Raw genomic sequence first — 23,263 nt, forward strand, 5'->3', positions numbered from 1 at the left:
GCAAAGCCCTTCCATCTGCTATCGCAGACCGCTCGCCTGCTTGAAAGCCCCACTGGGGCTTTTCATTGCTGCGCAACCGCAGGGCTGCTCCAAACGCATTTTCACAAGTGGGGCCGTAGCGGGTTCTTTCGGCAGGACGGCGGGTAGTTTCTCCGAGGACCGTCCGCTGGGGTGGGACCCTGTTGCCGAAGGCAATAGGGCGGGCGATGGAATGGCCCGAACCGCGTCCGAGGAGAAAGCTACCCGTTGGCCTGCCCTCTCTTTTACTTCCTTGCTGCCAGCGCAATGCTCAGCTGTGCCACATCCGACGGCGACACACCGGGGATGCGCCCGGCCTGCCCGAGGTTCTTCGGGCGGATGCGGGCCAGTTTCTCGCGGGCTTCCAGCGTCAGGCCGGTGAGGTCGGCGTATTCGAAATCCTCCGGGATGAGCGTTTTCTCGTGGCGGGCCACGTCTTTGATCATGCGGTCCTGCCGGGCAATGTAGCCCGCATACTTGATCTCCGTTTCCAGCCGCTCGGCCAGCATGGGGGTGATCTCCTCTCCCCAGCCGATGACGCCCGCCAGCAGCGGGTAGCTGATCTCCGGGCGGCGCAGCAGTTCTTCGGCAATGCCGCCCTCGGCTGCAGGCGCAAGGCCCGCCGCTTCCATGGCGGCGCGCAGGTCGGCGGTGCGCAGATGCGCCTCGTGCAGGCGGCGGCGCTCCGCTTCCAGAATGCTCTGGGTGTGCTGGTACTTGGCCCAGCGGTCATCCTGCACAAGGCCATACTCCCTGCCGATGGGGGTCAGCCGCTGGTCGGCGTTGTCCTGCCGCAGGGTCAGGCGGTACTCGCTGCGGCTGGTCATCATGCGGTAGGGGTCCATGACGCCCTTGGTGACCAGATCATCCACCAGCGTGCCCAGATAGCTGGTGTGCCGGGGCAGGATCAGCTGCTCTTTGCCCAGCGCGTTGCGGGCGGCGTTCAGACCCGCCAGCAGGCCCTGCGCGGCGGCTTCCTCGTAGCCGGAGGTGCCGTTGAACTGCCCTGCCCCGTACAGGCCCCGCACCACCTTGCTTTCCAGCGTGGCTTCCAGGCTGGTGGGGTCTACGCAGTCGTACTCGATGGCGTAGGCCGGGCGCATGATCTCAATGTGTTCAAAACCCTTGATGCTGCGGTAGAAGGCGTTCTGCACGTCCTCCGGCAGGCTGCTGGACGCGCCCTGCAGGTACATCTCCTCAGTGTTCTCGCCGCAGGGCTCCACAAAGATGGGGTGGCGGTCTTTGCCTGCAAAGCGCACCACCTTGTCCTCGATGGACGGGCAATAACGCGGGCCCACGCCCTCGATCATGCCGCCGTAGAGCGGGCTGCGCTGGATGTTGTCCAGAATGATCTTGTGCGTTTCCGGATTCGTGTAGGCGATCCAGCACTCCACCTTGTTGTGCATGGGTGCATCGGTCATGAAGCTGAAGGGCTGCAGCTCGCTGTCCGGGTCGCCGGGCTGGCATTCCAGCTGACTGAAGTCGATGCTGCGGCGGTGCACGCGGGCCGGGGTGCCGGTCTTGAACCGGCGCAGCGGCAGACCGGCTGCTTTCAGGCTGTCGGTCAGGGCGTTGGCGGCGTGCATGCCGTCCGGGCCGGACGCATACCACGCATCACCGACGAAAATCTTGCCGCCGAGGTTCGTTCCAGTAGCGATGACCACGCACTTTGCGCTGTACTCACCGTTCAGCTGGGTGACGACACCCTTCACATGGCCGTTCTCCACCTCGATGCCCACCACCTCGGCCTGATGGATGGCAAGGCCGGGCGTCAGCTCAAGGGCGTGCTTCATATATTCGTGGTAGCGCTTGCGATCGGTCTGCACCCGCAGGGCGTGGACGGCCGGTCCCTTGCCCTTGTTCAGCATCCGGCTCTGCAGATAGGTGGCGTCGGCGGCAAGGCCCATCACGCCGCCGAGAGCATCCAATTCGCGTACCAGCGTACCTTTTGCCGTTCCGCCGATGCTGGGGTTGCAGGGCATATTGCCGATAGCATCCAGGCTCATGGTAAAGACGGCGGTCTTTGCGCCCAGCGTCGCGGCGGCGTGGGCCGCTTCGATGCCCGCATGGCCGGCGCCGATGACGATCACATCATAATCTCCTAAGTGGTTCATATACTTTCGGGTTTCCTCTAATAATTGATTTAAAATGCCCTCCGCTGCTTACGGGTTGCGGCACCCAGCATCCGCATCGTGCCTTGGGCGGCACTCGCGTCTTGCTGGCCGCTGCCCCAACAACTCCTCCCTGTTTCCGCCACTGGCGGCGGTCGTCGTCGTTGCTGGGCATATTCAGCGGAAGAATTATTTTTAATTTCGCAAATCTGGAAAATCTGCGGATTTTCCAGATTCGCCTTTTCACAGGAGGGGTCGTAACGGGAAACGGCAGCTGCTGCGCTTGCTCCCCCGGGGGGAGCTGTCGCGCAGCGACTGAGGGGCTTTAAATCGGCGGAGCCGGAAAAAACGGTTAAAAGATCTTCACGCCGAACAGGCGTGAATCTTCAGTTTTTTCCGGTGTAGCCCTCTGCTTTGGGGTTAAAAGGGGCGAGCAGCCCCTTTTTCGTGGCTCCAGCGCGTCGAAATCGCTGGCACTTTTCTGGTTCTCTTTTGGTGTCAAAAGAGAACATCCCCGCCCTTATTTCCCCACGCAGAACCGCTCGAACACCTGTTCGATGACGGCTTCCGAAGCGTTTTCGCCGGTCAGTTCGCACAGGGCGTCCAGCGCGTCGTCTACGCAGACCGACACCGCATCCAGCCCAAAGCCGCCTGCGGCGGCGTCCAGCGCCCCGGCCACGGCATCTCGTGCCCGCATTGCGGCGGCAAGCTGCCGCTGGCCGGACAGGCTGGCGGCATGGGGGTCGATCTGGCTGGTGCCCAGCAGACGGGCCACCGCCGCCGCAATGACCTTGCGGCTCCCCTCCTCCCGGCAGCAGACCGGCAGCACCATGGCAAAATACGGCGCGATAAGCTCCGCGTCGAACCGAGTAGGCTTATCCTCTTTGTTCACCAGCGCGATGGCCGGGCGTCCGGCGCAGCGCCGAGCCAGTTCCAGATCCTCGCGGGTGGGCGGCTCGGAGCCGTCGAACACCGCCAGGATCAGGCCCGCTTCCTCCAGCTTCTTCCAGCTGCGGCGGATGCCCTCGGCTTCGATGGCGTCCTCGGTCTCGCGCAGACCGGCGGTGTCGAACAGGTTCAGCCGGATATCCCCCAGCTGCACGGCCTGTTCCACCACATCGCGGGTGGTGCCCGCCACCGGGGTCACGATGGCCCGGTCGAACCCGGCCAGCCGGTTCAGCAGGGTGGATTTGCCCGCGTTGGGGCGACCCAGGATGGCGCAGTCCACACCTTCGCGCAGGACCGTGTCGGCCTGATAGTTCCGAATGAGGGCGTCCAGTTCGGCGTTCACGCCGCCCAGAACGCTTTGCAGATGGGCGGCATCCAGCTCCGGGACATCTTCCTCGGGGAAGTCCACCCACGCGGCCAGGTGGGCCTGCAGCCCGGTCAGGGCATCTTTCTGGGCGTTGATCTTCTTCGCCAGTGCACCGTTCAGGGCCGCGTTGGCCAGCGCCGCGCCCTGACGGCCATCGGCGGAGATCAGGTCCATCACGGCTTCGGCCTGGGTCAGGCCCAGCTTGCCGTTGAGAAAAGCGCGGCGGGTGTACTCACCACGGGCCGCAGGCTGCGCGCCCGCCGCAAAGCAGGCTTCCACCAGCCGGCGCGCCACCGCATTGCCGCCGTGGCAGGAAAGCTCCACCACGTCCTCGCCGGTGTAGCTGTGGGGTGCGCGGAAAAACAGGGCCACGCCCTCATCAAAGACGTCGTCCCCTTCCACGAAATGGCCGAACAGGGCGGTGTAGCCCTTGGCCGCTTCCACGCTCTTTTTCGGGTTGGCCGGGCGGAACACCCGTGCCGCCACCCGGTAGCTCTCGGCACCGGAAAGCCGCACCACGGCAATGCCGCCTGCGCCCGGTGCCGTTGCGATGGCTGCAATGGTCGTTTCCTGCATGATCTTCCTCCCGTTCCCTTCCCATGTCCGGCCTTGTTCATTTCATTCATTTCAGCCGATACAGTTCCATTTTACCACGAATCGCGGCCGAATGATACTGTTTTTCAACGTTTTCCCGGAAAACGGTTGAAAATCCGGCCGTATTTTTTCTCTGTCGCATTAAAAAGAGCCCTCCGCAAAAAGCGGAAGGCTCTCAGGATCAGTTCAACGCATTACAGCTCGATCTTGCCAAAGCTGAAATCGGCAAAGTCGTCCACGCGCTCGGTGCGCTTGGGTGCCACCGGTGCGGCGCTCTCAGCGTCACGGGGGGCATAGGTGCGCTCGGGCACGCTGGAAGGACGCGGGCCGCGGGGTGCACCGCTGCGGTTTCCACGGTAGCCGCCGTTGCTGCGGCCGCCATGCTCACCGCCACGGCTGCCGCCGCGATAACCGTCCTTGCGGTTTCCACCGGGACGACGGCCGTTGCCGCGGCCGCCGCGGGGACGGCGCTCGCCGTAGGTGTTCTCGGTCTGGGCATCGGGTGCGGTGGAGTAGATGACCACGCGGCGGTCACGGCCCTCCCCCTTGCTCTCGCTGCGCACACCCTCCATCTTGCTGATGGCCGAGTGGATGATGCGGCGCTCGTAGGGGTTCATGGGCTCCATGGCAAAGCTGCGGCCGGTCTTGCGCACCTTGGTGCCGATGCGCTGTGCCAGGGCGGTCAGGTCGCTCTCGCGCTTGTCGCGGTAGCCGGCCACGTCCAGACCCAGCTTGATGTAATCGCCCTCCAGGCGGTTGGCCACGAGGCTTGCCAGATAGGACAGACTCTCCATGGTCTCGCCGCGGCGGCCGATGAGGGCACCCAGCTTTTCACCGTCCAGACGGATGATGGTGGCTTCGCCCTTCTGCACGGCGCTGAAGGTGACGTTCTCCACGCCCATCTTGGTGATGACTTCCTGCAGGTACTCCACAGCGGCCTTCACCTTGGCGTTTTCTGCAATGTTGATGGGGACTTCGGTCTCCTCCTCTGCGGCGGGCTGCTCGGCAGCTTCTGCGGCAGGGGCAGCAGGCTGTTCTGCCGCTGCTTCCGGCTGTGCGGCCGGGGCGGGCACCTCCTCCACAGCCGGTGCGGCGGGAGCGGCCTGCTCCTCCTTCACGGGCTGCACGGGGGCCTTTTCTTCGGCGGCAGGCGCAGGAGCAGCAGCCGGGGCATCCGGCTCCTCCACGCTCACGCACACCTTGGCGGGGGTGAGCTTCAGGCCCAGAAAGCCCGTCTTCTGGGGCATCTCCAGCACTTCATAGCTCACATTCAGATCATCGGCCTGCACGCCCAGCAGAGCGCAGGCTTTTGCGCGGGCTTCATCGACCGTTTTGCCGGTCGCTTCCTGCTTACGGATCATAACCGTTCATCCTCCTCTTATTCTTTGTCCTGCTTGTTCAGCTCGCTCAGCGGCACGGTGCGCTCATCCTTGTAGCGCTCGGCGTCCAGCTGGCGGGCATACTCCAGACGGCGCTTGTTCATCTCGCTGGCGGAAAGGTTCTTTTCCACGCTCTTGCCGGTCTTGGGGTCGGTCACCGTGATGGTGGTGTTCTTCACGCCGCGCTTTTCCTGCTTGCGCTTGGCGGCGATCTCCGCTTCCACTTCCTTGCGCATCTTCTCGGGGTCGTAGAACTTGCGCATGACCTGAGTCTGTGCGGTCATGACGATGTTGGAAATGACGTAGTACAGAGAGAATGCCAGCGGGTAGGTAAAGCAGAAGAACAGGTACATCAGCGGCATCATATACATGGTCAGCTTCATGCTGCCCTGCATCTGCTGGCCGGAGGCCTTCATACTGATGTGGGTGGACAGGAACATGGTGATGACCGACAGCAGCGGCAGCACGAGATCCAGAGAAAGACCCAGCTTCGGGATGCGGGTCAGGTCGATGCCAAAGAAGTTCATGTGCTGGCTGAACTCGGTGATGGTAGCGATCTGCTGTGCGGTAAAGCAGCCCAGCACGCCGCTGTTGCCGGCAACCACCTCGGCGATGATGTTGGTATCGCGGGTGATGGCGGTAAAGGAGATGCCGGCGGCGGTCATAGCCTCGCCTGCGCTGGCAAGTGCAGCGGCGCTGATGTGGAAAATGCGCTCCAGCGGGTTATACACCACGCCGATAACGCCGAACATGACAAGGAAATTCAGCAGCATGGGCATGCAGCCGGCCGTGGGCTTATAGCCAAAGTCCTGCTGCAGCTTCATCAGTTCTTCCTGCTGCTTTTCGGGCTTATCCTTGTACTTGGTCTGGATCTCCGCGATCATGGGCTGGAAAGCAGACATTTTCGCCATGCTCTTCTGCTGGCTGGTCTGCAGGGGGATCTTGACGATGTTGATGAGCAGGGTGAAGAGGATGATGTCCCAGCCGTAGTTCGGCAGCAGCTTGTAGATCCACTCCATGACATAGCCGAGAGGACCGCTCAGGATGTAAAAGAAGTTCATACCTTTGTCCATTCTGCCCCGGCTGTGGCCCGGGACGCATTATTTTTTATCGTAGGACACGCCGCCCACAGTGCAGCGCGTCACAAGAAGCATAATATCTAAAATGGCCGCCGTTTCACTCTGGCCATAAATAGCGGAAATTTATTTTTTGATTTCGTGTTTGTCGCGGCCTCGACGCTTGTCAGGGCAAAGCCCTTCCATCTGCTATCGCAGACCGCTCGCCTGCTTGAAAGCCCCACTGGGGCTTTCACGCCCTCCGGGCACCGCCGTCCTTTCTGGTTCTCTTTTGTGCGGCAAAAGAGAACATATCCAGCACCACGTTTTATTTTTCCACATTCCGTCTGTGCCGGGTGGAAAACAGCTTTGCAGGCTGCAGCCTGCGCTTATCGCTGCGCCACCTTCCCTTTTCCGGCACCGGGTCATAGCCCCACTTGCCAAAGGGGTTGCACCGCGCGATGCGCCAGGCCCCCAGCAGGACGCCTTTGACGCAGCCATGGGTCAGGATGGCCTGCATGGTGTAGTTGCTGCAGCTGGGCGTAAACCGGCAGCTGCGGCCGATCCACGGGCTGAGGGTGTACTGATACACCCGGATCAGCGCGCACAGGGCCTTGCGGCAGGCAAGCTGAACGCGGTTCACGCCTTCGGCTCCGGCTTTGCTCTGCGGGCCGGGGGCACCGTGGCGGGCGGCGGCGCGTCGGGCCGCTTTGCCTTATCCGGCAGCCCGGCCTGGGCGAACAGCTTTGCCACGATGGCGCTCAGCTGCCAGCTTTTCAGCCGGGGGGTCATGCCCCGGGCCACGAAGACCAGATCGTAGCCGCCGATGTTGTAATCCAGATGCTCGTCGATGGCCGCCTTCATCACGCGGCGGGCACGGTTGCGCTGCACGGCATGGCCGATCTTCTTGGTGGCGGTCAGGCCCACGCGGGTGCGCTTGGATCGGGTCTTGAGCACATACAGCACCAGTGCCTGGTTCACATAGGACTTGCCGCGGGCATACACTCTGCCAAACTCGCTGTTGCGGCGGATGGGACGATAGCGCATTTCCGCGCCTCCTTTCTGTGACCGGTACGCCCCTTGAAAAGAGGGTACTCTTAGGTCAGTATATCAAAAATTTTTCGACTTTGAAAGCCCATGGGGGCATTTTTACGAAAAATCTTTCAATTTTCAAAAAAATAAGACCGCCAATCCAATATCAGCGGTCTTTTGTGCGCATATTCATTTCTGCGCCGGATCCCTCGTTCAAGCGAAAGATCAGACAGTCAGGCTCTTGCGGCCCTTTGCACGGCGAGCATTGATGACCTTGCGGCCGTTCTTGGTGCTCATGCGGGTCAGAAAGCCATGAACTTCCTTGCGCTGACGCTTCTTGGGCTGAAAAGTTCTTTTCATGGTTTGTATCCTCCGTAAAAACTTATCCCCGGTATGGGGTCTGATGCGGCCCCAGAGTGGGGACAGGCTTGCAATTCAACAGTATATCGCATAGTATGGCGTTCTGTCAAGCATTTTTTTCGCTTTCGCGCAAACTTTTTGCAAACTTTTTTGTGAAAAGATTTTCAACTTTTTCACCATTTTGCCGTGGAAAACTTGTTTGCCACAAGATATTGTGGCCTAGGTTTCACCCCGCCACAACGCCCGCAGGCAGTCTTTTTTTATGTATTATAAATTACATTATAGAAATATGGACTCACAGCGGTTTTTGTGGTATACTAACCTAGTATCAGCAGCATTGTTGAAAACTTTAACGGAGTGGATGTTTTATGGATTCTTTCAAGGACGTTTTAGAGGCCGCCCAGGCGTACTGCAAAACACAGATGGCCGAGCCGACCTATAATCTCTATATCGACGGGTTGGAGCCCATCAGCTTTGAGGACTCCAGCCACATCACCCTCTCGGTGCGCAACGACTTCATCTGCAAGATCGTGACGGACCGCTACCTCGGCCTGCTCAAGGAGGCCTTCAAGACCGTGCTGGGCTTTGATGTGGACATCACGCTGGTGGTGCCCAGCACCCCGCCCCACGAGGTGGTGCTGGCCCAGCAGTACGAGGCGAACCCCGCCTCGCCCCAGGGCAACTACGAGTTCACCTTTGAGAACTTCATCAAGGGCCCGTCCAACCAGTTTGCGTTTGCTGCTGCGCAGGCGGTGGCGGCCAACCCTTCCGGCGCTTACAACCCGCTGTTCATCTACGGCGGCTCGGGTCTGGGCAAGACCCATCTGCTCACCGCCATCCAGACCGAGATCAAACGCACCCACCCCGATTTCGTCATCATGTACGTCACCTGTGAGCAGTTCACCAATGAGCTGATCGCCGCCATCCGTGCTGGCAGCACCGAGGACTTCCGCATGAAGTACCGCGTGGCGGACCTGCTGCTGGTGGACGATATCCAGTTCATCGCCGGCAAGGAATCCACCCAGGAAGAATTCTTCCACACCTTCAATTCGCTGCACGACGCCCACAAGCAGATCGTCATCGCCTCCGACCGCCCCGCCAAGGAGATCAAGAGCCTGGAGGAACGCCTGCGCACCCGCTTTGAGTGGGGCCTGACCGCCGACGTGCAGCCGCCGGATTTTGAGACCCGCGTGGCCATCGTCAAGCGCAAGGCAGAGCTGCTGCACCTGGACCTGCCCGAGGATGTGGCCGAGTTCATTGCCAACCACCTGAAGAACAACATCCGCCAGCTGGAAGGCGCCGTGAAGAAGCTGAACGCCTACTACATGCTGGAAGGCATCCAGCCGGTCATCAGCGTGGCACAGAACGCCATCAAGGACATCCTCAACGAGACCCAGCCGGTGCCCGTGACCATTGAGAAGATCATCGGTGAGGTGTCCCGCACCTTCAACGTCTCCCCCGCCGACATCCGCGGAACCAAGCGCAACGCCAACGTTGCCTCCGCCCGCCGCGTGGCCATCTACATCCTGCGCGAAGTCACCGGCATGAGCATGGAGGAGATCGGCCGCGAGTTCTCGGGCCGCGACCACTCCACCATCGTCTACTCGCTGAAGACTATGGAGCGGGACATGAAGAACGACCAGCACCTGCGCGAGACCGTGAGCGACATCATCAAAAACGTGAAGGCCTGAGCGCAGCCCTCGACAAAAAGTCATACCTATTCGAGGGCCAAACCCCAAAATATGGGGAAAAAACGGAACAAAATGCGGAAAAAAGGCCCACATCTTGTGGTAAAAACGCAAACCTTTCCACACTTTCCACAGACTTTTCAACATTCAACCCCTGTTTTTCACAAGGGGCGTTGAAAGCCGGGCCGCTTTCCCCTTTTCCACAATTCCTTCACAGTGCATTCACAACCCCGTGGAAACCAAAACCCCCGCATCCCGACAAGGCTTTTCCGGTTTTTCCACAAGTTCCCCACCCCCTACTACGGTTACTACAACAAGTTCAATATAGAAACACCGGTCAGCAGACAGTTTTCCATTGTAAAGCCGTCTGCTGTTCCGGGGAAAACAAAGGAGAGAATTCAGCTTGAACATCGTATGCGATAAAGTTCTTCTGAGCACCGCCATCGACGGCGTATCCAAAGCCGTCACCATGCGTTCTGCCATCCCCGTGCTGGAAGGCATCCTGCTGAAAGCCGAGGGCTTCCAGCTCACCCTCACCGGCTACGACCTGGAAATGGGCATCGTGACCACCATCGAGGCCAATGTCAAGGAGGCCGGTGAGATCGTGCTGAACGCAAAGCTGCTCAGCAGCATGATCAGCCGGATGCCTGCCGGTCAGGTCACCATCACCTCCGCCGAGAACGGAAAAACAACGATCCAGGGTGGTGTTGCCCAGTTTGAGATCCAGTCCATGCCGGCCACCGATTTCCCAGAGCTGCCCAACACCGGTGCCGAGGAGACCCTGACCATCAAGACCGGCGTGCTGAAGGACATGATCGACCGCACCCTGTACGCCGTCAGCCAGGACGAGAAAAAACCGGCGCACACCGGTGAATTGTTCGAGATCCTGCCCGACAAGCTCACCGTCGTGGCGCTGGACGGCTACCGCCTGGCCATCGTGGAACGGCCGGTGACTGCTGTGAAGGATATCCGCATCATCGTGCCCAGCAAGACCATGACCGAAGTGGCCCACCTGCTGCCCAACGACGACGAGGAGCCGGTGCACATCAGCGCGAACCGCCGCTATGTGGTGTTCATGACCGCGGGCTACACCATCATGAGCCGCCTGATCGAGGGCGAGTTCCTCAACTACCGCAACGTCATTCCGGACGGCAGCCGCACCCGGGTGACCATCGACACCAAGGACTTCATTGAGACCATTGAGCGCGCTTCCCTGATTATTACAGAGCGTTTAAAGAACCCCCTCCGCATCTCCTTTACAGAGGGTAGAGTCGTGGTGCGCTGCCAGACCAACCTCGGCCGCGTGGTGGACGAGTTCAACGCCGACTGCGAGGGCGACGAGGTGGAGATCGGCTTCAACAACCGCTATCTGCTGGATGCCCTGCGCAACGCCCGCACTGAGAAGGTCCGTCTGGAGATCAGCGGCCCCCTGAGCCCGGTCAAGGTGCTGCCGGCCGAGGGCAATGACTTTTTGTATCTGGTGCTGCCGGTGCGCTTCAAGAACGACTAAGGGGACGATTTTATGCAGAAAATTCTCATCCATACGGAATTTATCAAGCTGGATGCCCTGCTGAAATATGCAGGCCTGTGCGAGACCGGCGGCGAAGCCAAAGAGCTGGTGCAGGGCGGTGCTGTGAAGCTGAACGGCGAGGTGTGCACCATGCGCGGCAAAAAGTGCGTGCCCGGCGACGTGATCGAGCTGGACGGCCAGAGCGTGGAAGTCGGGCAGGGCAAATAATGCGTCTGCTCTCACTGGAAGTCACGAATTACCGCAATATTTCAAAGGCACAGCTGGAGCCCGGCCGGGAGCTGACCGTCATCTGCGGCAACAACGGCCAGGGCAAGACGAACCTGTTGGAAGCCATCTGGCTGCTGACCGGCGGCAAGAGCTTCCGGGGCGGCAAGGACGCTGAGCTTGTGCGCCGCGGGGAAACATTTGCGGTGCTGGATGCCGTCACCCTGCGGGCCTGGCAGGAAGACCAGGAGCGGGACGACCCCAGCCATGTGCGCATCACGGTGGGCACGCCGGATTCCCAGCGGCCGGGGCGCTACGCCTCGGTGAACGGCACCCCGCCCAAGCGCGCGGCGGGCCTGGCGGGCAGCTTCCCCGCTGTGGTGTTCGACCCGGGCCACCTGAGCCTTGTGAAGGGCGCGCCGGAGGGCCGCCGCAAATTTCTGGACGCGGCCCTGTGCCAGCTGTACCCCGGCTACCTTGCCACTTACCGGCGGTATGTGCGGGTGCTGCAGCAGAAAAATGCGCTGCTGCGCCATTCTGCAAACGGGGTCGAGCGCCCCTATGCCGAAAAATGCGCCATGCTGGAAGTGCTGAATGCGGAGCTTGCCGCCCAGGGCGAGGCCATCCAGAAGCGGCGGCGGGAATATCTGGCCCTGCTGGGGCCCCTCGCCTGCGCCAATTATCAGGAGCTTTCTCACGGGGCGGAGCGCATGGGCATCCGCTACGCCGCCCAGTTTGAGCCGGGCGGCCTGACCGAATGCCTGAAGCAGCACCAGAGCGAAGAACTGCGGGCCGGGCAGAGTTTGTGCGGCATCCACCGGGAGGACATCGAACTGCTGCTGGATGACCACCCTGCCAAGGTGTTTGCCAGCCAGGGACAGCAGCGCAGCGTGGTGTTGTCCTTGAAAATGGCTGAAGCCGCTGCCGCTGCCCGCATCACCGGCGAACACCCGGTGCTTTTGCTGGACGACGTGCTCAGCGAGCTGGACGAGAGCCGCAAGCAGTATCTGCTCACCCGCATGAAGGAAAAGCAGACCTTCGTCACCAGCTGCGATGACACCGCCTTCCTCAAGACGGACGGCGAGGTCTACCGCATGGACGGCGGCGTACTGAGCAAAGCATGAAAAAATGATGCAAAAGTACATGCGCTCCATGTGCATATACCACATTTTATGCATGAGCTGCCGGAATGAGGAAAATACTGTATGTATATTCATCTGGGCCGGGATTACGTCATCAATGACCGCGACATCATCGGCATCTTCAACCTCGAGACCACCACCATCACCCCCCGCGGGCGGGAGTTCCTCAACTATGCCCAGAAGAACGGGGCCGTGGTGAGCCTGTCCGACGAGCTGCCCCAGAGCTATGTTCTGGCGGATGGGGCCGTGGTGGATACCGTGTATCTCTCTGAGCTGTCCCCTGCCGCCATGCGCCGCAGGGCAGAAAAGATGATCGAATAAATAAACACAGCCAACAGGCAAGGCGAAAACGCCCTGCTTTTACGATAGATCGAGCAAACATACGAATAACGAACAAAAGGGAGAAAGGAAATGGCAGAAGAAATCATTACCAGCACAAATGCCGAAACCGCTACCGACCACGAGTATAACGCCAGCGAAATTCAGGTCCTGAAGGGTCTGGAAGCTGTCCGCAAGCGCCCCGGCATGTATATCGGCTCCACCGGCGAGCGCGGCCTGCACCATCTGGTGTACGAGATCGTGGACAACGCCATCGACGAAGCACTGGCCGGCTACTGCGACCACATCGAGGTCAAAATTCTCAAGGACAACATCATCCAGGTCACCGATAATGGCCGCGGCATCCCCGTGGACATTCAGGCCGATACCGGCCTGCCCGCCGTCACCGTCGTCTACACCATCCTGCACGCCGGCGGCAAGTTCGGCGGCGAGAACTCCGGCTACAAGGTGGCCGGCGGCCTGCACGGCGTGGGCGCATCCGTCGTCAACGCCTGTTCCGAGTGGCTGACTGTCAACGTGCGACGCGACGGCCACGAGTACGAGCAGACCTTCCGCCGCGGCGACCCGGACGGCCCGCTCAAGTGCATCGGCACCGTGGCGGACGGCGTCACCGGCACCCGCGTCACCTTCAAGCCGGACCCGGAGATGTTCCGCGACACCACCGTCTACGACTTCGACACGCTGGAAAAGCGCCTGCGGGAGGAAAGCTTCCTGAACGCCGGCGTCAAGATCACCCTCACCGACGAGCGCGAGATGTACACCCCCGTGCTGGAGGACGGCAAGGAGGGCGACCCCTGCTACCGCAGCGAGGTCATGTGCTATGAGGGCGGCATCAAGAGCTTCGTCACCTATCTGGGCGAGAAGCGCAAGCTGGACGTGCTGCACCCCAACGTCATCTACCTCAAGGGCCAGACCGACCGCGGCATGGCCGAAATTGCCCTGCAGTACAACTCCAGCTACAACGAGCTGCTGCTGAGCTTCGCCAACAACGTCAACACCCCGGACGGCGGCACCCATGAGGAAGGCTTTAAAGCCAGCCTGACCCGCGTGTTCAACGATTACGGTCGCAGCCACGGCCTGCTGAAGGACAAGGACGAGAACCTTTCCGGTGCCGATGTGCGCGAGGGTCTCATCTGCGTCATCTCGGTCAAGCTGCAGGAGGCCGAGTTCGAGGGCCAGACCAAGGCAAAGCTGGGCAACACCGAGATCCGCACCCTGGTTTCCAACATGGTCTACGCAAAGCTCATGGAGTTCTTCGAGGAGAACCCCGGTGTGGCAAAGGCCATCTTTGAAAAGGCCACCCAGGCCGCCCGTGCCCGCGCCGCCGCCAAAAAGGCCCGCGAGCTGGTGCGCCGCAAGAGCGCGCTGGAAACCAGCCGTATGCCCGGCAAACTGGCCGACTGCCGCGAGAAAGACCCCACCAAGACTGAAATTTTCATCGTCGAGGGCGATTCTGCAGGCGGTTCCGCCAAGATGGGCCGTGACTCCGCCATTCAGGCCATCCTGCCGCTGTGGGGCAAGATGCTGAACGTGGAGAAGGCCCGCGCCGATAAAATTTACGGCAACGACAAGCTGATGCCCGTGGTTCTGGCACTGGGCTGCGGCATTGGTGATGAATTCGATATCTCCAAGCTGCGCTACGACAAAGTGTTCATCATGGCCGATGCGGACGTGGACGGCTCCCACATCTGCACCCTGATGCTGACCTTCTTCTTCCGCTATATGCGCCCGCTCATCGAGCAGGGCCATGTGTATGTTGCCCAGCCGCCGCTGTTCAAGGTGCAGAAGGGCAACACCATCAAGTACGCCTACAACGACGCCGAAATGGCCGTGCTCTCGCAGGAGATGCCTGGCGCGAAGGTGAACCGCTATAAGGGCCTCGGTGAGATGAACCCCGAACAGCTGTGGGAGACCACCATGAACCCGGACAACCGCGTCATCGTGCAGATCACCATCGACGATGCCGAGAAGGCCGACGAAGCCTTTACCATCCTGATGGGCGATCAGGTGGAGCCCCGCCGCCGCTTTATCGAGACCAACGCCCAGTACGCAAAGCTGGACGTGTAATTGGAGGAAACAATGGAAGAAGATTATGTGATGATACCGGGCAGCGGAACCAAAAAGATCATCCGCGATGTCAAAAAGGAGATCGAGACCGCATTTCTGGACTACTCCATGTCGGTCATCGTGTCCCGCGCCCTGCCCGATGTGCGCGACGGCCTGAAGCCCGTCCACCGCCGCATTCTGTACACCATGCACGAGCGCGGCAACGACCCCAGCCATCCCTACCGCAAGTCCGCTGACACCGTCGGTGCGGTGCTGGGCTCTTATCACCCCCACGGCGACGCATCCGTTTACGATGCCATGGTCCGTCTGGCACAGGATTTCTCCCTGCGCTACCCGCTGGTGGATGGCCAAGGTAACTTTGGTTCTGTCGATGGCGACCCCCCGGCTGCTTACCGTTACACCGAGGCCCGCATGAGCCGCATGGCCGTGGAGATGCTGACCGATATCGAGAAGGACACCATCGACTGGGACCCGAACTTTGATGAGACCAAGAAGGAACCCAGCGTGCTGCCCTGCCGCTTCCCGAACCTGCTGGTCAACGGCAGTCAGGGTATCGCCGTTGGTATGGCCACCAACATCCCGCCGCACAACCTGAGCGAGGTCATTGACGGCTGCGTGGCCTATATCGACAATCCGGATATCGACCTGCCCGGCCTGATGGAATACATCAAGGGCCCGGACTTCCCCACTGCCGGCATCATCATGGGCCGCAGCGGCATCCGCGCCGCCTACGCCACCGGCCGCGGCAAAATTACCCTGCGGGGCCGTGCCACCATCGAGGAGACCAAGAACGGCCGCACCCAGATCGTCATTACGGAAATCCCGTATATGGTCAACAAGGCCCGCCTGATCGAGAATATGGCGGAGCTCGTCAAGGAAAAGCGCATCGAGGGCATCACCGGCCTGAACGATGAGACCAACCGCAAGGGCATGCGCATCGTGGTGGATGTGCGCAAGGACGCCAACGCACAGGTCATCCTGAACCAGCTGTACCAGTACACCCAGTTGCAGGACACCGTGGGCGTCATCATGCTGGCCATCGACCACAAGGTGCCGAAAGTCCTCACTCTGAAGCAGATGCTGCAGAAGTATGTGGAATTTCAGGACGAAGTGGTGCGCCGCCGCACCCAGTTCGACCTGAAAAAGGCCAAGGAGCGCGCCCACATTCTGGAAGGTCTGAAGAAGGCTACCGACATCGTGGACGAACTCATTGCCACCATCCGCGCCTGCAAGGGCGGCATGGCCGAGGCCAAGGCTGCCATCATGGAGCAGTTCGGCTTCGACGACCCGCAGGCAGACGCCATCGTGAAATTGCAGCTGGGCCGTCTGGCCGGTCTGGAAATTCTCAAGATCGAGGAAGAACTGAACGGCCTGCACGCCAAGATCGAGAACTGGGAAGCCATCCTGGCCGACGACGCCCGGGTGCTGGCCATCGTCAAGGACGAACTGCTGGAGATGAAGAAGCGCTTCGGCGACGAGCGCCGCACCGAGATCCAGTCCGTCACCGGCGAGGTGGATATCGAGGACCTCATTGCCGAGGAGCAGTGTGTCTACACCCTGACCGAGGCCGGTTATATCAAGCGCCAGCTCAAGGCCACCTATCAGGCACAGCGCCGCGGCGGACGCGGCATTTCCGGCATGACCCGCAAGGAAGAAGACATCGTGCAGGAGATGTTCGTCGGTTCCACCCATGATTATGTGCTCTTTGTCACCGACCGGGGCCGCCTGTTCCGCATCAAGGGCTACACCATCGCCGAGGGCAGCCGCACCAGCAAGGGCAGCAACATAGTCAACCTGCTGCAGCTGGCCGAGGGCGAAAAGGTCACCAACATGATCTGCCAGAGCAAGGACGCTGAGCAGGAGGGCGGCTATGTGACCATGGTCACCAAGCAGGGCCTGATCAAGCGCACCCCGCTGGAACAGTATGCCAACATCCGCAAGACCGGCCTGATCGGCATTGCCCTGAACGAGGGCGACGCGCTGGCATGGACCCGCCTGACCACCGGCCACGATATGCTCATCGTTGCCACCCGCAACGGTCAGGCCATCCGCTTCAACGAAAAAGATGCCCGCCCCATGGGCCGCAGCGGCCACGGCGTGCGCGCCATCAAGCTGGCCGAAGGCGATGAAGTGGTGGGCGTGTGCATCTGCCGCGAGGGCGGCACGGTGCTGACCGTGACCGAGAACGGCAAGGGCCGCCGCTCCGACATCGACACCTACCGCGTCACCGCCCGCGGCGGCAAGGGCATCCGCAACTACGACGCCGCCAAGGACAAGGTGGCCGCCGTGAAGATCGTGGACGATGTGGACGATGTGCTGCTGAGCAGTCAGGAAGGCATCATCATCCGCCTGCACGCGAACGAGATCCCGCTGCAGAGCCGTTACGGCTCCGGCGTGCGCGTGATGCGTCTGGGCGAGAACGACAAGGTGATGGTGCTGGCCCGCACCGACCACGACGACGAGGCTCAGACCGAGCAGATCGACGCCTCCGAAGCCGAAGCCGAGCCCACCGCCGAGCAGCTGGCCGCCATGGAAGCCGCCGATGCTGCGGCAGAAGCCGAGGCGCCTGAGGCGGAAGAAAAGACAGAAGAATAATTTTTCTGCCGGTTAAATCATGAGAAAATCCCCCGTATATTGTTTTGATACGATATGCGGGGGATTTTTTGCGATAAAATAGAGCTTTGGCTTTTCAGAAGCGCGAAAAGCCGCTATAATAGAACCAGCCTTTGCGGAATAAACATGAACACAGAAAGTGGTTTGAGGAAGTATGACAGCAGAAAAGAAGCCCCTGAAAAATCCCGAGATCAGCGTCATTGTGCCGGTGTATAAGGTGGAAAAATATCTGAACGAGTGCATCGACTCCATTCTGGCCCAGACCTTCACGGATTTTGAGCTGATCCTTGTGGACGATGGCTCACCGGACAACTGCCCTGCCCTGTGTGACGCGGCGGCAGAAAAAGACAACCGTGTGCGGGTGATCCATAAAGCCAACGGCGGAGTGAGTACGGCCCGTAATGCTGGTTTGGCAGCAGCTCGTGGAAATTGGGTTGGATTTGTGGATTCGGACGATGTGATTGATAAAACCTATCTTGAAAAGCTGTATTGTGCTGGGAAACAGTCCGGTGCAGAGATAGTAGCCTGCAATCTTTTATTTATGCAGGAGGATGGAATCCCTTGCCGGTATCAGGAACAGCCGCTTCGCACAGAAATTCTTTCACAGGACGAAGCCATCCATCGGATGCGGCTTACGCCACTGATTCAGGCGACAACAAGACTACACCGCCGGGATATTCTGGAAGGAGTGGTCTTCCCTGTTGGAAAGAACTATGAAGATGCCTTTACTACACCGGAAATTTTTGAACGTGCAACTGCGGTTGCCTGTGTTGAGGAAAAGCTGTACCATTATCGGGTGCAATCAGCAAGTATTATGCATGGAAAGGCAAACTTGAAAAATCTGGATGAAATCGACGCCAACTATGGTCTGCTGCAATGCACACTGCGGCACGGCAAAAAGGACGCGGCTTATCTGCAATATGCGCTGATGAAACGGTATTTCCGCAACATAAAAAAGCAGCTTTCGCCGGAACTGCTGCAGGATGCCCGGGTGAAGCAGGCGGAGACGCTTATTGCACAGGCAAAAATGGAGATTCGGCAAAGCGGTGCCTGCACCCTGCGCAATGTGCTGGAAACGGCACTCTGCTTTGCAAAACCGCAGCTTTACTTTGACCTGAAATACCGGAAATAAAACGGGAGAAACACTGTGAACGAAAGAACGGAAAAAAGCGAACCCGAGATCAGCGTCATCGTGCCGGTGTACAAGGTGGAGCGCTTTCTGCCGGCGTGCATCGACTCACTTCTGACGCAGACTTTTGAGGATTTTGAGCTCATCCTTGTGGACGATGGCTCCCCGGATGGCTGCCCAGTGCTGTGTGACGCGGCGGCAGAAAAAGACAACCGTGTGCGGGTGTTCCACAAACCCAACGGCGGCGTCAGCACTGCCCGCAACGCGGGGATTGATATGGCGCGCGGAAAATGGATCGCATTTGTGGATTCGGACGATTCGGTGCAGCCGGATTATCTGGAAAAGATGCACACGGCAGCGCTGGCGGTAGGCGCGGACATTGCCCTTTGCGGCGGGCAGTGTGTGGATGAAGAAGGCAGGGTCATCGGCCCGGGAGAGCCACGCATCACAGATGAAGTGATGGACCGGGAAGAAGCCCTGCGGCGGCTGGTCACGCCGGAATATCAGGTGCCCTGGAACAAGCTCTACCGCCGGGAACTGTTCGAAGATTTGCGCTACCCGGAAGGAAAAGCTTTTGAAGACACCGCTTTCCTGCCGCAGGTGCTGGAGCGGGCCGCCTGCGTGTGCGGCACGGCGGGCTACCCCTACAACTACCGCATCGTCTCCGGCAGTGCGATGCACCGCAAAACCACCCTGAAAACGTTGGACTGGGTGGAAGCGTGGTACTGTTTATTCGAGGTGCTGTACCAAAACGGCATCACCGACACCTTGTGCGCGGCCTACCGCCCGATTTTCACGGCGCTGTGGGGCACATGGTTCCAGCTGACGCCGGAGCAGCGCCGCAGCCCTCGGATGCGGGAAGCCTTTGGCTATGAGCGCACGGCCCGCCGCCAGCTGCGGCAGGCCCATGCCGTCACGCCCGGGAATATCTGGGCGGCGCTGGTGTGCGCGGTGTCGGTACAGAAGTATCTGGACCGGTGCCGCCGCCGTGCCGAAAAGCGGAAATGAGGAGTTTAGTGTGAAAGAGGAACAGAACACCCGGCCTGCCATCAGCATCATCGTGCCGGTGTATAAGACAGAACGCTTTTTGCCCGCGTGCATTGCGTCCATTCAGGCCCAGACCTTTGCGGATTTTGAGCTGATTTTAGTAGACGACGGCTCCCCGGACAACTGCCCGGCTCTGTGCGACGCGGCGGCGGCCAAAGACCGCCGCATCCGGGTGGTGCACCAGAAAAACCGGGGTCTGAGCGGGGCCCGCAACGCCGGGCTGGACACCGCCCGGGGCGAGTGGGTGGCCTTTGTGGACTCGGACGACACCATCACGCCGGACTTCTGCGAAAAGCTCTACGCGGCGGTGCAGGACACCGGTGCCCAGATGGTCGTGTGCAATTACCGGCAGGTGGACGAAGCGCTGCAGCCCATTGAGGAGCAGTATCTGCATGTGCGGCGGGAGACCATCACCCCCGCGCAGGCACTGGAACGCAGTACCCTTTTGCCCTATATGGTAGTGTGGAATAAGCTGTATCACAGCAGCATTTTTGACGGCCTGCGCTTTGCCGAGGGCAAGCTGAACGAAGACACTATGCTCATCTCCTACGCCTACGAAAAGGCTGAGAAAATTGCCAATATCCCGGATGCGCTGTACCTCTACCGCAAAGTGGCGGGCAGCATCGTGAACAGCAAAGTCACCCTGCGCAACCTCGACCGGGTGGAAGCAAACTACACCGTGTTCGAGTGCGCCCGCCGCCACGGGGTCACGGGCTCGCTGTGTGAGCTGTACTGGGTGCTGCTGCACTCGCTCATCGATGTGGGCACCCACCTGACGGCACAGGAGCGGAAAACGCCCCGGATGCAGCAGGCGCGGGAGTATGAGCGCCGCGCCCGCCGGGCACTGCGGCAGGAACATGCCATTACCCTACGTGCACTGGGGAACACCCTTTGTTTTATCCTGTCGCAGGATCGGTATTTTGACCGCCGCTGGAAAAAAGAGAGGTAAAAACGAAAAAACGCCGGTTCGTCTGGACTTCTGCCCCGAAGTGTGATAAGATGAACGGGATCACAATACCCGTGGGGGAGTAGCAGGCGCTTTTGCAGGGCGCAGCAAGTCAACATAATGACCGTTGGTTCCGGTCTGGCTTGCTTTCATTTGCGAGACTCATGTGTTTTTGGCGCAGTTTCTGCACCCGTACACATGGAGTCGATGAGAAAAAATTGACCCGGTCCGGACGTGCACGCGCCTGGACCGGGTTTTGTATTGCCCGAGATCTCTGGTCAATTTCAGGAGGCAGACAATATGGAATGGAGTTTTGTATTTTTCCTCAACAGCGCCCTGCTGGGCGTGGGCCTTGCCATGGATGCATTTTCGGTGTCCATGGCCAACGGCCTGCACGACCCGCACATGGGCAAAGGCACCATGGTGAAGATCGCAGGCACCTTCGGCATTTTTCAGGCCGCCATGCCCATGATCGGCTGGGTGTGCGTGCACACCATCGTGGAGCTGTTTGCGTCCTTTGAGACGTTCATCCCGTGGATCGCGCTGGCACTGCTGGGCTACATCGGCGGCAAGATGCTGGCAGACGGCATCCGGGGCGAAGAAGCCGAAGAAGCCGCCGAGCTCAGCGCCGGTGCGCTGTTCATGCAGGGCGTGGCTACCAGCATAGACGCCCTCTCGGTGGGCTTTACCATCTCGGAATATGGCTGGCTGATGGCGCTGGTGGCATCCCTCATCATTGCTGCCGTCACTTTCTTCATCTGTATGGCGGGCCTGCGCATCGGCAAAAAGTTCGGCACCCAGCTTTCCGGCAAGGCCAACATTCTGGGCGGCGTCATCCTCATCGGCATCGGGCTGGAGATCTTTATTTCCGGGGTGTTCTAACGGCGTTTGTTCTCTTTTGACGCACAAAAGAGAACCAGAAAGGACGGCGGTGCCCGCAGGGCATGAAAGCCCCAGTGGGACTTTTAAGCCACAGACCGGTTTGCGAAGCAAATGCCGCGTGTTTAGCGCGGCAAGGGCACGGCGATTTCGACGCGCTGGAGCCGACGGGTTGCGGCACCCTGCGTCTGCTTCGTGCCTTGGGAGGCACTCGCATCCTGCAGGCCGCTGCCCCAACAGCTCCTCCCTGCATCCGCCGCTGGCGGCGGTCGTCGCCGTTGCAAACTAAGGGCTGCTCGCCCTTAATAATCCCAAAGGAGAAGTCGAAGCGGAAAAATGCTAGCCGCTTCGCTCAGACGGGTTGCGGCACCCTGCGTCTGCTTCGTGCCTTGGGCGGCACTCGCATCCTGCAGGCCGCTGCCCCAACAGCTCCTCCCTGTATCCGCCGCTGGCGGCGGTCGTCGCCGTTGCACTTTTTTCTCGCTTCTCCGATTGATAGGCCCCTCAGCCGCTGCGGCGGCAGCTCCCCGCAGGGGAGCGGGGTGCGCCCTCTCCGTCACCTTCCGTGAAAATTGAAAGCCAGAAAATCCGCAGATTTTCTGGCTTTCTTTATTTTCGAATAAACTTCTGGTCTTTCTCCGGCACGCCGACCTCGTCCGAGATATACCGTTCCACCCGCATATGCAGGTCGTACTTGCTGCGCAGGGCCGCGATGGTCTGCATCATGGGCGAAGCGTGGTGCACGTCGATGGCGCTCTGGTCGGCCCAGCTGTCGATGAGCAGCACGGTCTCCGGGTCATCGAAGGGGGTAAAGTAGTCGTATTTCAGGTTGCCCGGCTCGGCGCGGATGGCGTCCACGGTGCCGGAAGAAACCATTTCTTCGGCAAACTTCCGGGCGCTGCCGTCCCGGCCGGTGTAGTACAGGTTCACGGTGATGCTCATGGGGCAAGGCTCTCCTTCCAGAATGTTCCACGCGGAACAATTTATTTTGCCGTCTCCGGTTCAAAGTAGTCGGCATATTCCTCGGTCAGCTTCGAGCCCAGCCGCCGGATGCCGCCGTAAAGGTGCCGCTCCACCAGCGGTTCAAACGCTGCAAGATCACAGCGCTCGATGGCATTCAGCAGGTTCTGGTGGTCGGCGATCACCTCATCCAGCCCGCCGCTGGTCATGGTGTCCAGCATCCGGAAGCGGCTGTAATCGGCGTGGGCGTTCTGCAGCGTGCGCCACAGGTACATCTTGTCCATGGCGGCAAACCATGTTTCGTGCAGGATGCGGTCTGCCTCGTACAGACGGTTGAAGTCCGGGGCGTCGGCGCGGGCAAGGGCGGTGTAGGCGTCCACCCGTCTGCGGATCAGCGCCCGCTGTTCCGGGGTGCACCGGGGTGTGAAGTCCCGCAGGACCCGGGCTTCCACGGCGGTGCGCTCGTAGATCAGCTCGTCCACGATGCGCCGGTTCAGCCGGGTGACGGTGGTGCCTTTGTACGGCACGATCTTCACCAGCCCGTTCTCCTGCAGTTTTTGCAGCACCACCCGGATCAGGCTGCGCGGCGCACCGAACCGGGCACACAGAGGGTTCTCGCTCAGCAAGGAACCGGGCCGGAGGGTCAGGTCGATGATCTCCCGCTCCAGCACGGCGTAAATTTCAGCGTCGGTCTTGTATTGTTCCATACCTCTCACCTATTGGAATGATGCATTTGCCCTTCGGGCAAACATGAGGCACCCTTCGGGCATGATGTTTCCGCCTGCAGCGGCCATGATGCGCTCGGGGCGGGCCCCTCGCAATTTTTCATGTGCCCGCAGGCACACATCATTTTG

The 23,263-nt window shown here is 60.3% G+C and carries 20 protein-coding genes; 11 read left to right on the top strand and 9 right to left on the bottom strand.

Annotation, left to right across the window (positions count from 1 at the left end; genetic code table 11):
• Positions 1–263: 263 nt before the first annotated feature.
• From mnmG to rpmH, 7 genes are all read right to left on the bottom strand, one after another.
• Positions 264–2,132 (bottom strand): tRNA uridine-5-carboxymethylaminomethyl(34) synthesis enzyme MnmG, encoded by a 1,869-nt coding sequence (gene mnmG / locus CGS49_RS03440; protein WP_097800521.1) that lies wholly within the window; start codon positions 2,130–2,132, stop codon positions 264–266.
• Between the two features lie 517 nt (positions 2,133–2,649).
• A complete protein-coding gene (gene mnmE, locus CGS49_RS03445; protein ID WP_097800522.1) occupies positions 2,650–4,020 on the bottom strand; it encodes a tRNA uridine-5-carboxymethylaminomethyl(34) synthesis GTPase MnmE in 1,371 nt (456 codons plus the stop codon).
• A 212-nt stretch (positions 4,021–4,232) separates the two neighbouring features.
• Positions 4,233–5,399: an RNA-binding cell elongation regulator Jag/EloR gene (jag, locus tag CGS49_RS03450; protein WP_097800523.1), complete on the bottom strand. Its 1,167-nt coding sequence runs from the start codon at positions 5,397–5,399 to the stop codon at positions 4,233–4,235.
• A gap of 17 nt (positions 5,400–5,416) precedes the next feature.
• Positions 5,417–6,478, bottom strand: a complete 1,062-nt coding sequence (locus CGS49_RS03455; RefSeq protein ID WP_242975348.1) for a YidC/Oxa1 family membrane protein insertase — start codon at positions 6,476–6,478, stop codon at positions 5,417–5,419.
• A gap of 322 nt (positions 6,479–6,800) precedes the next feature.
• On the bottom strand, positions 6,801–7,115 hold the full coding sequence (gene yidD / locus CGS49_RS03460) for a membrane protein insertion efficiency factor YidD (RefSeq protein ID WP_097800525.1): 315 nt from the start codon (positions 7,113–7,115) through the stop codon (positions 6,801–6,803).
• Positions 7,112–7,519, bottom strand: a complete 408-nt coding sequence (gene rnpA, locus CGS49_RS03465) for a ribonuclease P protein component (protein WP_097800526.1) — start codon at positions 7,517–7,519, stop codon at positions 7,112–7,114. Before rnpA ends, yidD begins: the two co-directional genes overlap by 4 nt.
• Before the next feature lie 210 nt (positions 7,520–7,729).
• Positions 7,730–7,864, bottom strand: a complete 135-nt coding sequence (gene rpmH / locus CGS49_RS03470; protein WP_005924258.1) for a 50S ribosomal protein L34 — start codon at positions 7,862–7,864, stop codon at positions 7,730–7,732.
• Positions 7,865–8,232: 368 nt separating this feature from the next.
• Here rpmH and dnaA point away from each other — a divergent pair, with 368 nt between their 5' ends.
• The 11 genes from dnaA (at position 8,233) to CGS49_RS03525 (ending at position 21,452) form a co-directional block, all read left to right on the top strand.
• Complete coding sequence (gene dnaA / locus CGS49_RS03475; RefSeq protein WP_005937115.1) at positions 8,233–9,555, top strand: chromosomal replication initiator protein DnaA; 1,323 nt, start codon at positions 8,233–8,235, stop codon at positions 9,553–9,555.
• A gap of 400 nt (positions 9,556–9,955) precedes the next feature.
• A complete protein-coding gene (dnaN, locus tag CGS49_RS03480) occupies positions 9,956–11,062 on the top strand; it encodes a DNA polymerase III subunit beta (protein WP_097800527.1) in 1,107 nt (368 codons plus the stop codon).
• A gap of 12 nt (positions 11,063–11,074) precedes the next feature.
• Positions 11,075–11,290 (top strand): RNA-binding S4 domain-containing protein, encoded by a 216-nt coding sequence (locus CGS49_RS03485; protein WP_097800528.1) that lies wholly within the window; start codon positions 11,075–11,077, stop codon positions 11,288–11,290.
• A complete protein-coding gene (recF, locus tag CGS49_RS03490; RefSeq protein WP_097800529.1) occupies positions 11,290–12,411 on the top strand; it encodes a DNA replication/repair protein RecF in 1,122 nt (373 codons plus the stop codon). Before CGS49_RS03485 ends, recF begins: the two co-directional genes overlap by 1 nt.
• A gap of 81 nt (positions 12,412–12,492) precedes the next feature.
• Positions 12,493–12,750 (top strand): extracellular matrix regulator RemB, encoded by a 258-nt coding sequence (remB, locus tag CGS49_RS03495; RefSeq protein WP_097800530.1) that lies wholly within the window; start codon positions 12,493–12,495, stop codon positions 12,748–12,750.
• Between the two features lie 90 nt (positions 12,751–12,840).
• Complete coding sequence (gene gyrB, locus CGS49_RS03500; RefSeq protein ID WP_097800531.1) at positions 12,841–14,835, top strand: DNA topoisomerase (ATP-hydrolyzing) subunit B; 1,995 nt, start codon at positions 12,841–12,843, stop codon at positions 14,833–14,835.
• Positions 14,836–14,847: 12 nt separating this feature from the next.
• Complete coding sequence (gene gyrA / locus CGS49_RS03505) at positions 14,848–17,430, top strand: DNA gyrase subunit A (RefSeq protein WP_097800532.1); 2,583 nt, start codon at positions 14,848–14,850, stop codon at positions 17,428–17,430.
• A 172-nt stretch (positions 17,431–17,602) separates the two neighbouring features.
• The gene (locus CGS49_RS03510; RefSeq protein ID WP_097800533.1) at positions 17,603–18,580 is read left to right on the top strand and encodes a glycosyltransferase family 2 protein; all 978 of its coding nucleotides are present in this window, start codon (positions 17,603–17,605) and stop codon (positions 18,578–18,580) included.
• 15 nt (positions 18,581–18,595) lie between these two features.
• On the top strand, positions 18,596–19,585 hold the full coding sequence (locus tag CGS49_RS03515) for a glycosyltransferase family 2 protein (RefSeq protein WP_097800534.1): 990 nt from the start codon (positions 18,596–18,598) through the stop codon (positions 19,583–19,585).
• 10 nt (positions 19,586–19,595) lie between these two features.
• Entirely contained in the window at positions 19,596–20,573 is a 978-nt protein-coding gene (locus tag CGS49_RS03520) for a glycosyltransferase family 2 protein (protein WP_179859015.1), read from the top strand.
• A 297-nt stretch (positions 20,574–20,870) separates the two neighbouring features.
• Positions 20,871–21,452 (top strand): manganese efflux pump MntP, encoded by a 582-nt coding sequence (locus CGS49_RS03525; RefSeq protein WP_097800536.1) that lies wholly within the window; start codon positions 20,871–20,873, stop codon positions 21,450–21,452.
• Between the two features lie 606 nt (positions 21,453–22,058).
• Here the strand turns inward: CGS49_RS03525 and CGS49_RS03535 are convergent.
• Both CGS49_RS03535 and CGS49_RS03540 read right to left on the bottom strand, forming a co-directional pair.
• On the bottom strand, positions 22,059–22,391 hold the full coding sequence (locus CGS49_RS03535) for a putative quinol monooxygenase (protein ID WP_097800538.1): 333 nt from the start codon (positions 22,389–22,391) through the stop codon (positions 22,059–22,061).
• Between the two features lie 41 nt (positions 22,392–22,432).
• Positions 22,433–23,116, bottom strand: a complete 684-nt coding sequence (locus CGS49_RS03540; RefSeq protein WP_097800539.1) for a GntR family transcriptional regulator — start codon at positions 23,114–23,116, stop codon at positions 22,433–22,435.
• Positions 23,117–23,263 lie beyond the last annotated feature (147 nt).

The sequence above is a fragment of the Faecalibacterium langellae genome, assembly GCF_002549775.1.
GTDB classification, from domain to species: Bacteria; Bacillota; Clostridia; order Oscillospirales; family Ruminococcaceae; genus Faecalibacterium; species Faecalibacterium langellae.

Excerpts from the sequence above, each read along its gene's own strand:
- mnmG (WP_097800521.1), bottom strand. The coding sequence starts at position 2,132 with ATGAACCACTTAGGAGATTATGATGTGATCGTCATCGGCGCCGGCCAT.
- mnmE (WP_097800522.1), bottom strand. The coding sequence starts at position 4,020 with ATGCAGGAAACGACCATTGCAGCCATCGCAACGGCACCGGGCGCAGGC.
- jag (WP_097800523.1), bottom strand. The coding sequence starts at position 5,399 with ATGATCCGTAAGCAGGAAGCGACCGGCAAAACGGTCGATGAAGCCCGC.
- CGS49_RS03455 (WP_242975348.1), bottom strand. The coding sequence starts at position 6,478 with ATGAACTTCTTTTACATCCTGAGCGGTCCTCTCGGCTATGTCATGGAG.
- rnpA (WP_097800526.1), bottom strand. The coding sequence starts at position 7,519 with ATGCGCTATCGTCCCATCCGCCGCAACAGCGAGTTTGGCAGAGTGTAT.
- rpmH (WP_005924258.1), bottom strand. The coding sequence starts at position 7,864 with ATGAAAAGAACTTTTCAGCCCAAGAAGCGTCAGCGCAAGGAAGTTCAT.
- dnaA (WP_005937115.1), top strand. The coding sequence starts at position 8,233 with ATGGATTCTTTCAAGGACGTTTTAGAGGCCGCCCAGGCGTACTGCAAA.
- CGS49_RS03485 (WP_097800528.1), top strand. The coding sequence starts at position 11,075 with ATGCAGAAAATTCTCATCCATACGGAATTTATCAAGCTGGATGCCCTG.
- recF (WP_097800529.1), top strand. The coding sequence starts at position 11,290 with ATGCGTCTGCTCTCACTGGAAGTCACGAATTACCGCAATATTTCAAAG.
- remB (WP_097800530.1), top strand. The coding sequence starts at position 12,493 with ATGTATATTCATCTGGGCCGGGATTACGTCATCAATGACCGCGACATC.
- gyrB (WP_097800531.1), top strand. The coding sequence starts at position 12,841 with ATGGCAGAAGAAATCATTACCAGCACAAATGCCGAAACCGCTACCGAC.
- gyrA (WP_097800532.1), top strand. The coding sequence starts at position 14,848 with ATGGAAGAAGATTATGTGATGATACCGGGCAGCGGAACCAAAAAGATC.
- CGS49_RS03510 (WP_097800533.1), top strand. The coding sequence starts at position 17,603 with ATGACAGCAGAAAAGAAGCCCCTGAAAAATCCCGAGATCAGCGTCATT.
- CGS49_RS03525 (WP_097800536.1), top strand. The coding sequence starts at position 20,871 with ATGGAATGGAGTTTTGTATTTTTCCTCAACAGCGCCCTGCTGGGCGTG.
- CGS49_RS03535 (WP_097800538.1), bottom strand. The coding sequence starts at position 22,391 with ATGAGCATCACCGTGAACCTGTACTACACCGGCCGGGACGGCAGCGCC.
- CGS49_RS03540 (WP_097800539.1), bottom strand. The coding sequence starts at position 23,116 with ATGGAACAATACAAGACCGACGCTGAAATTTACGCCGTGCTGGAGCGG.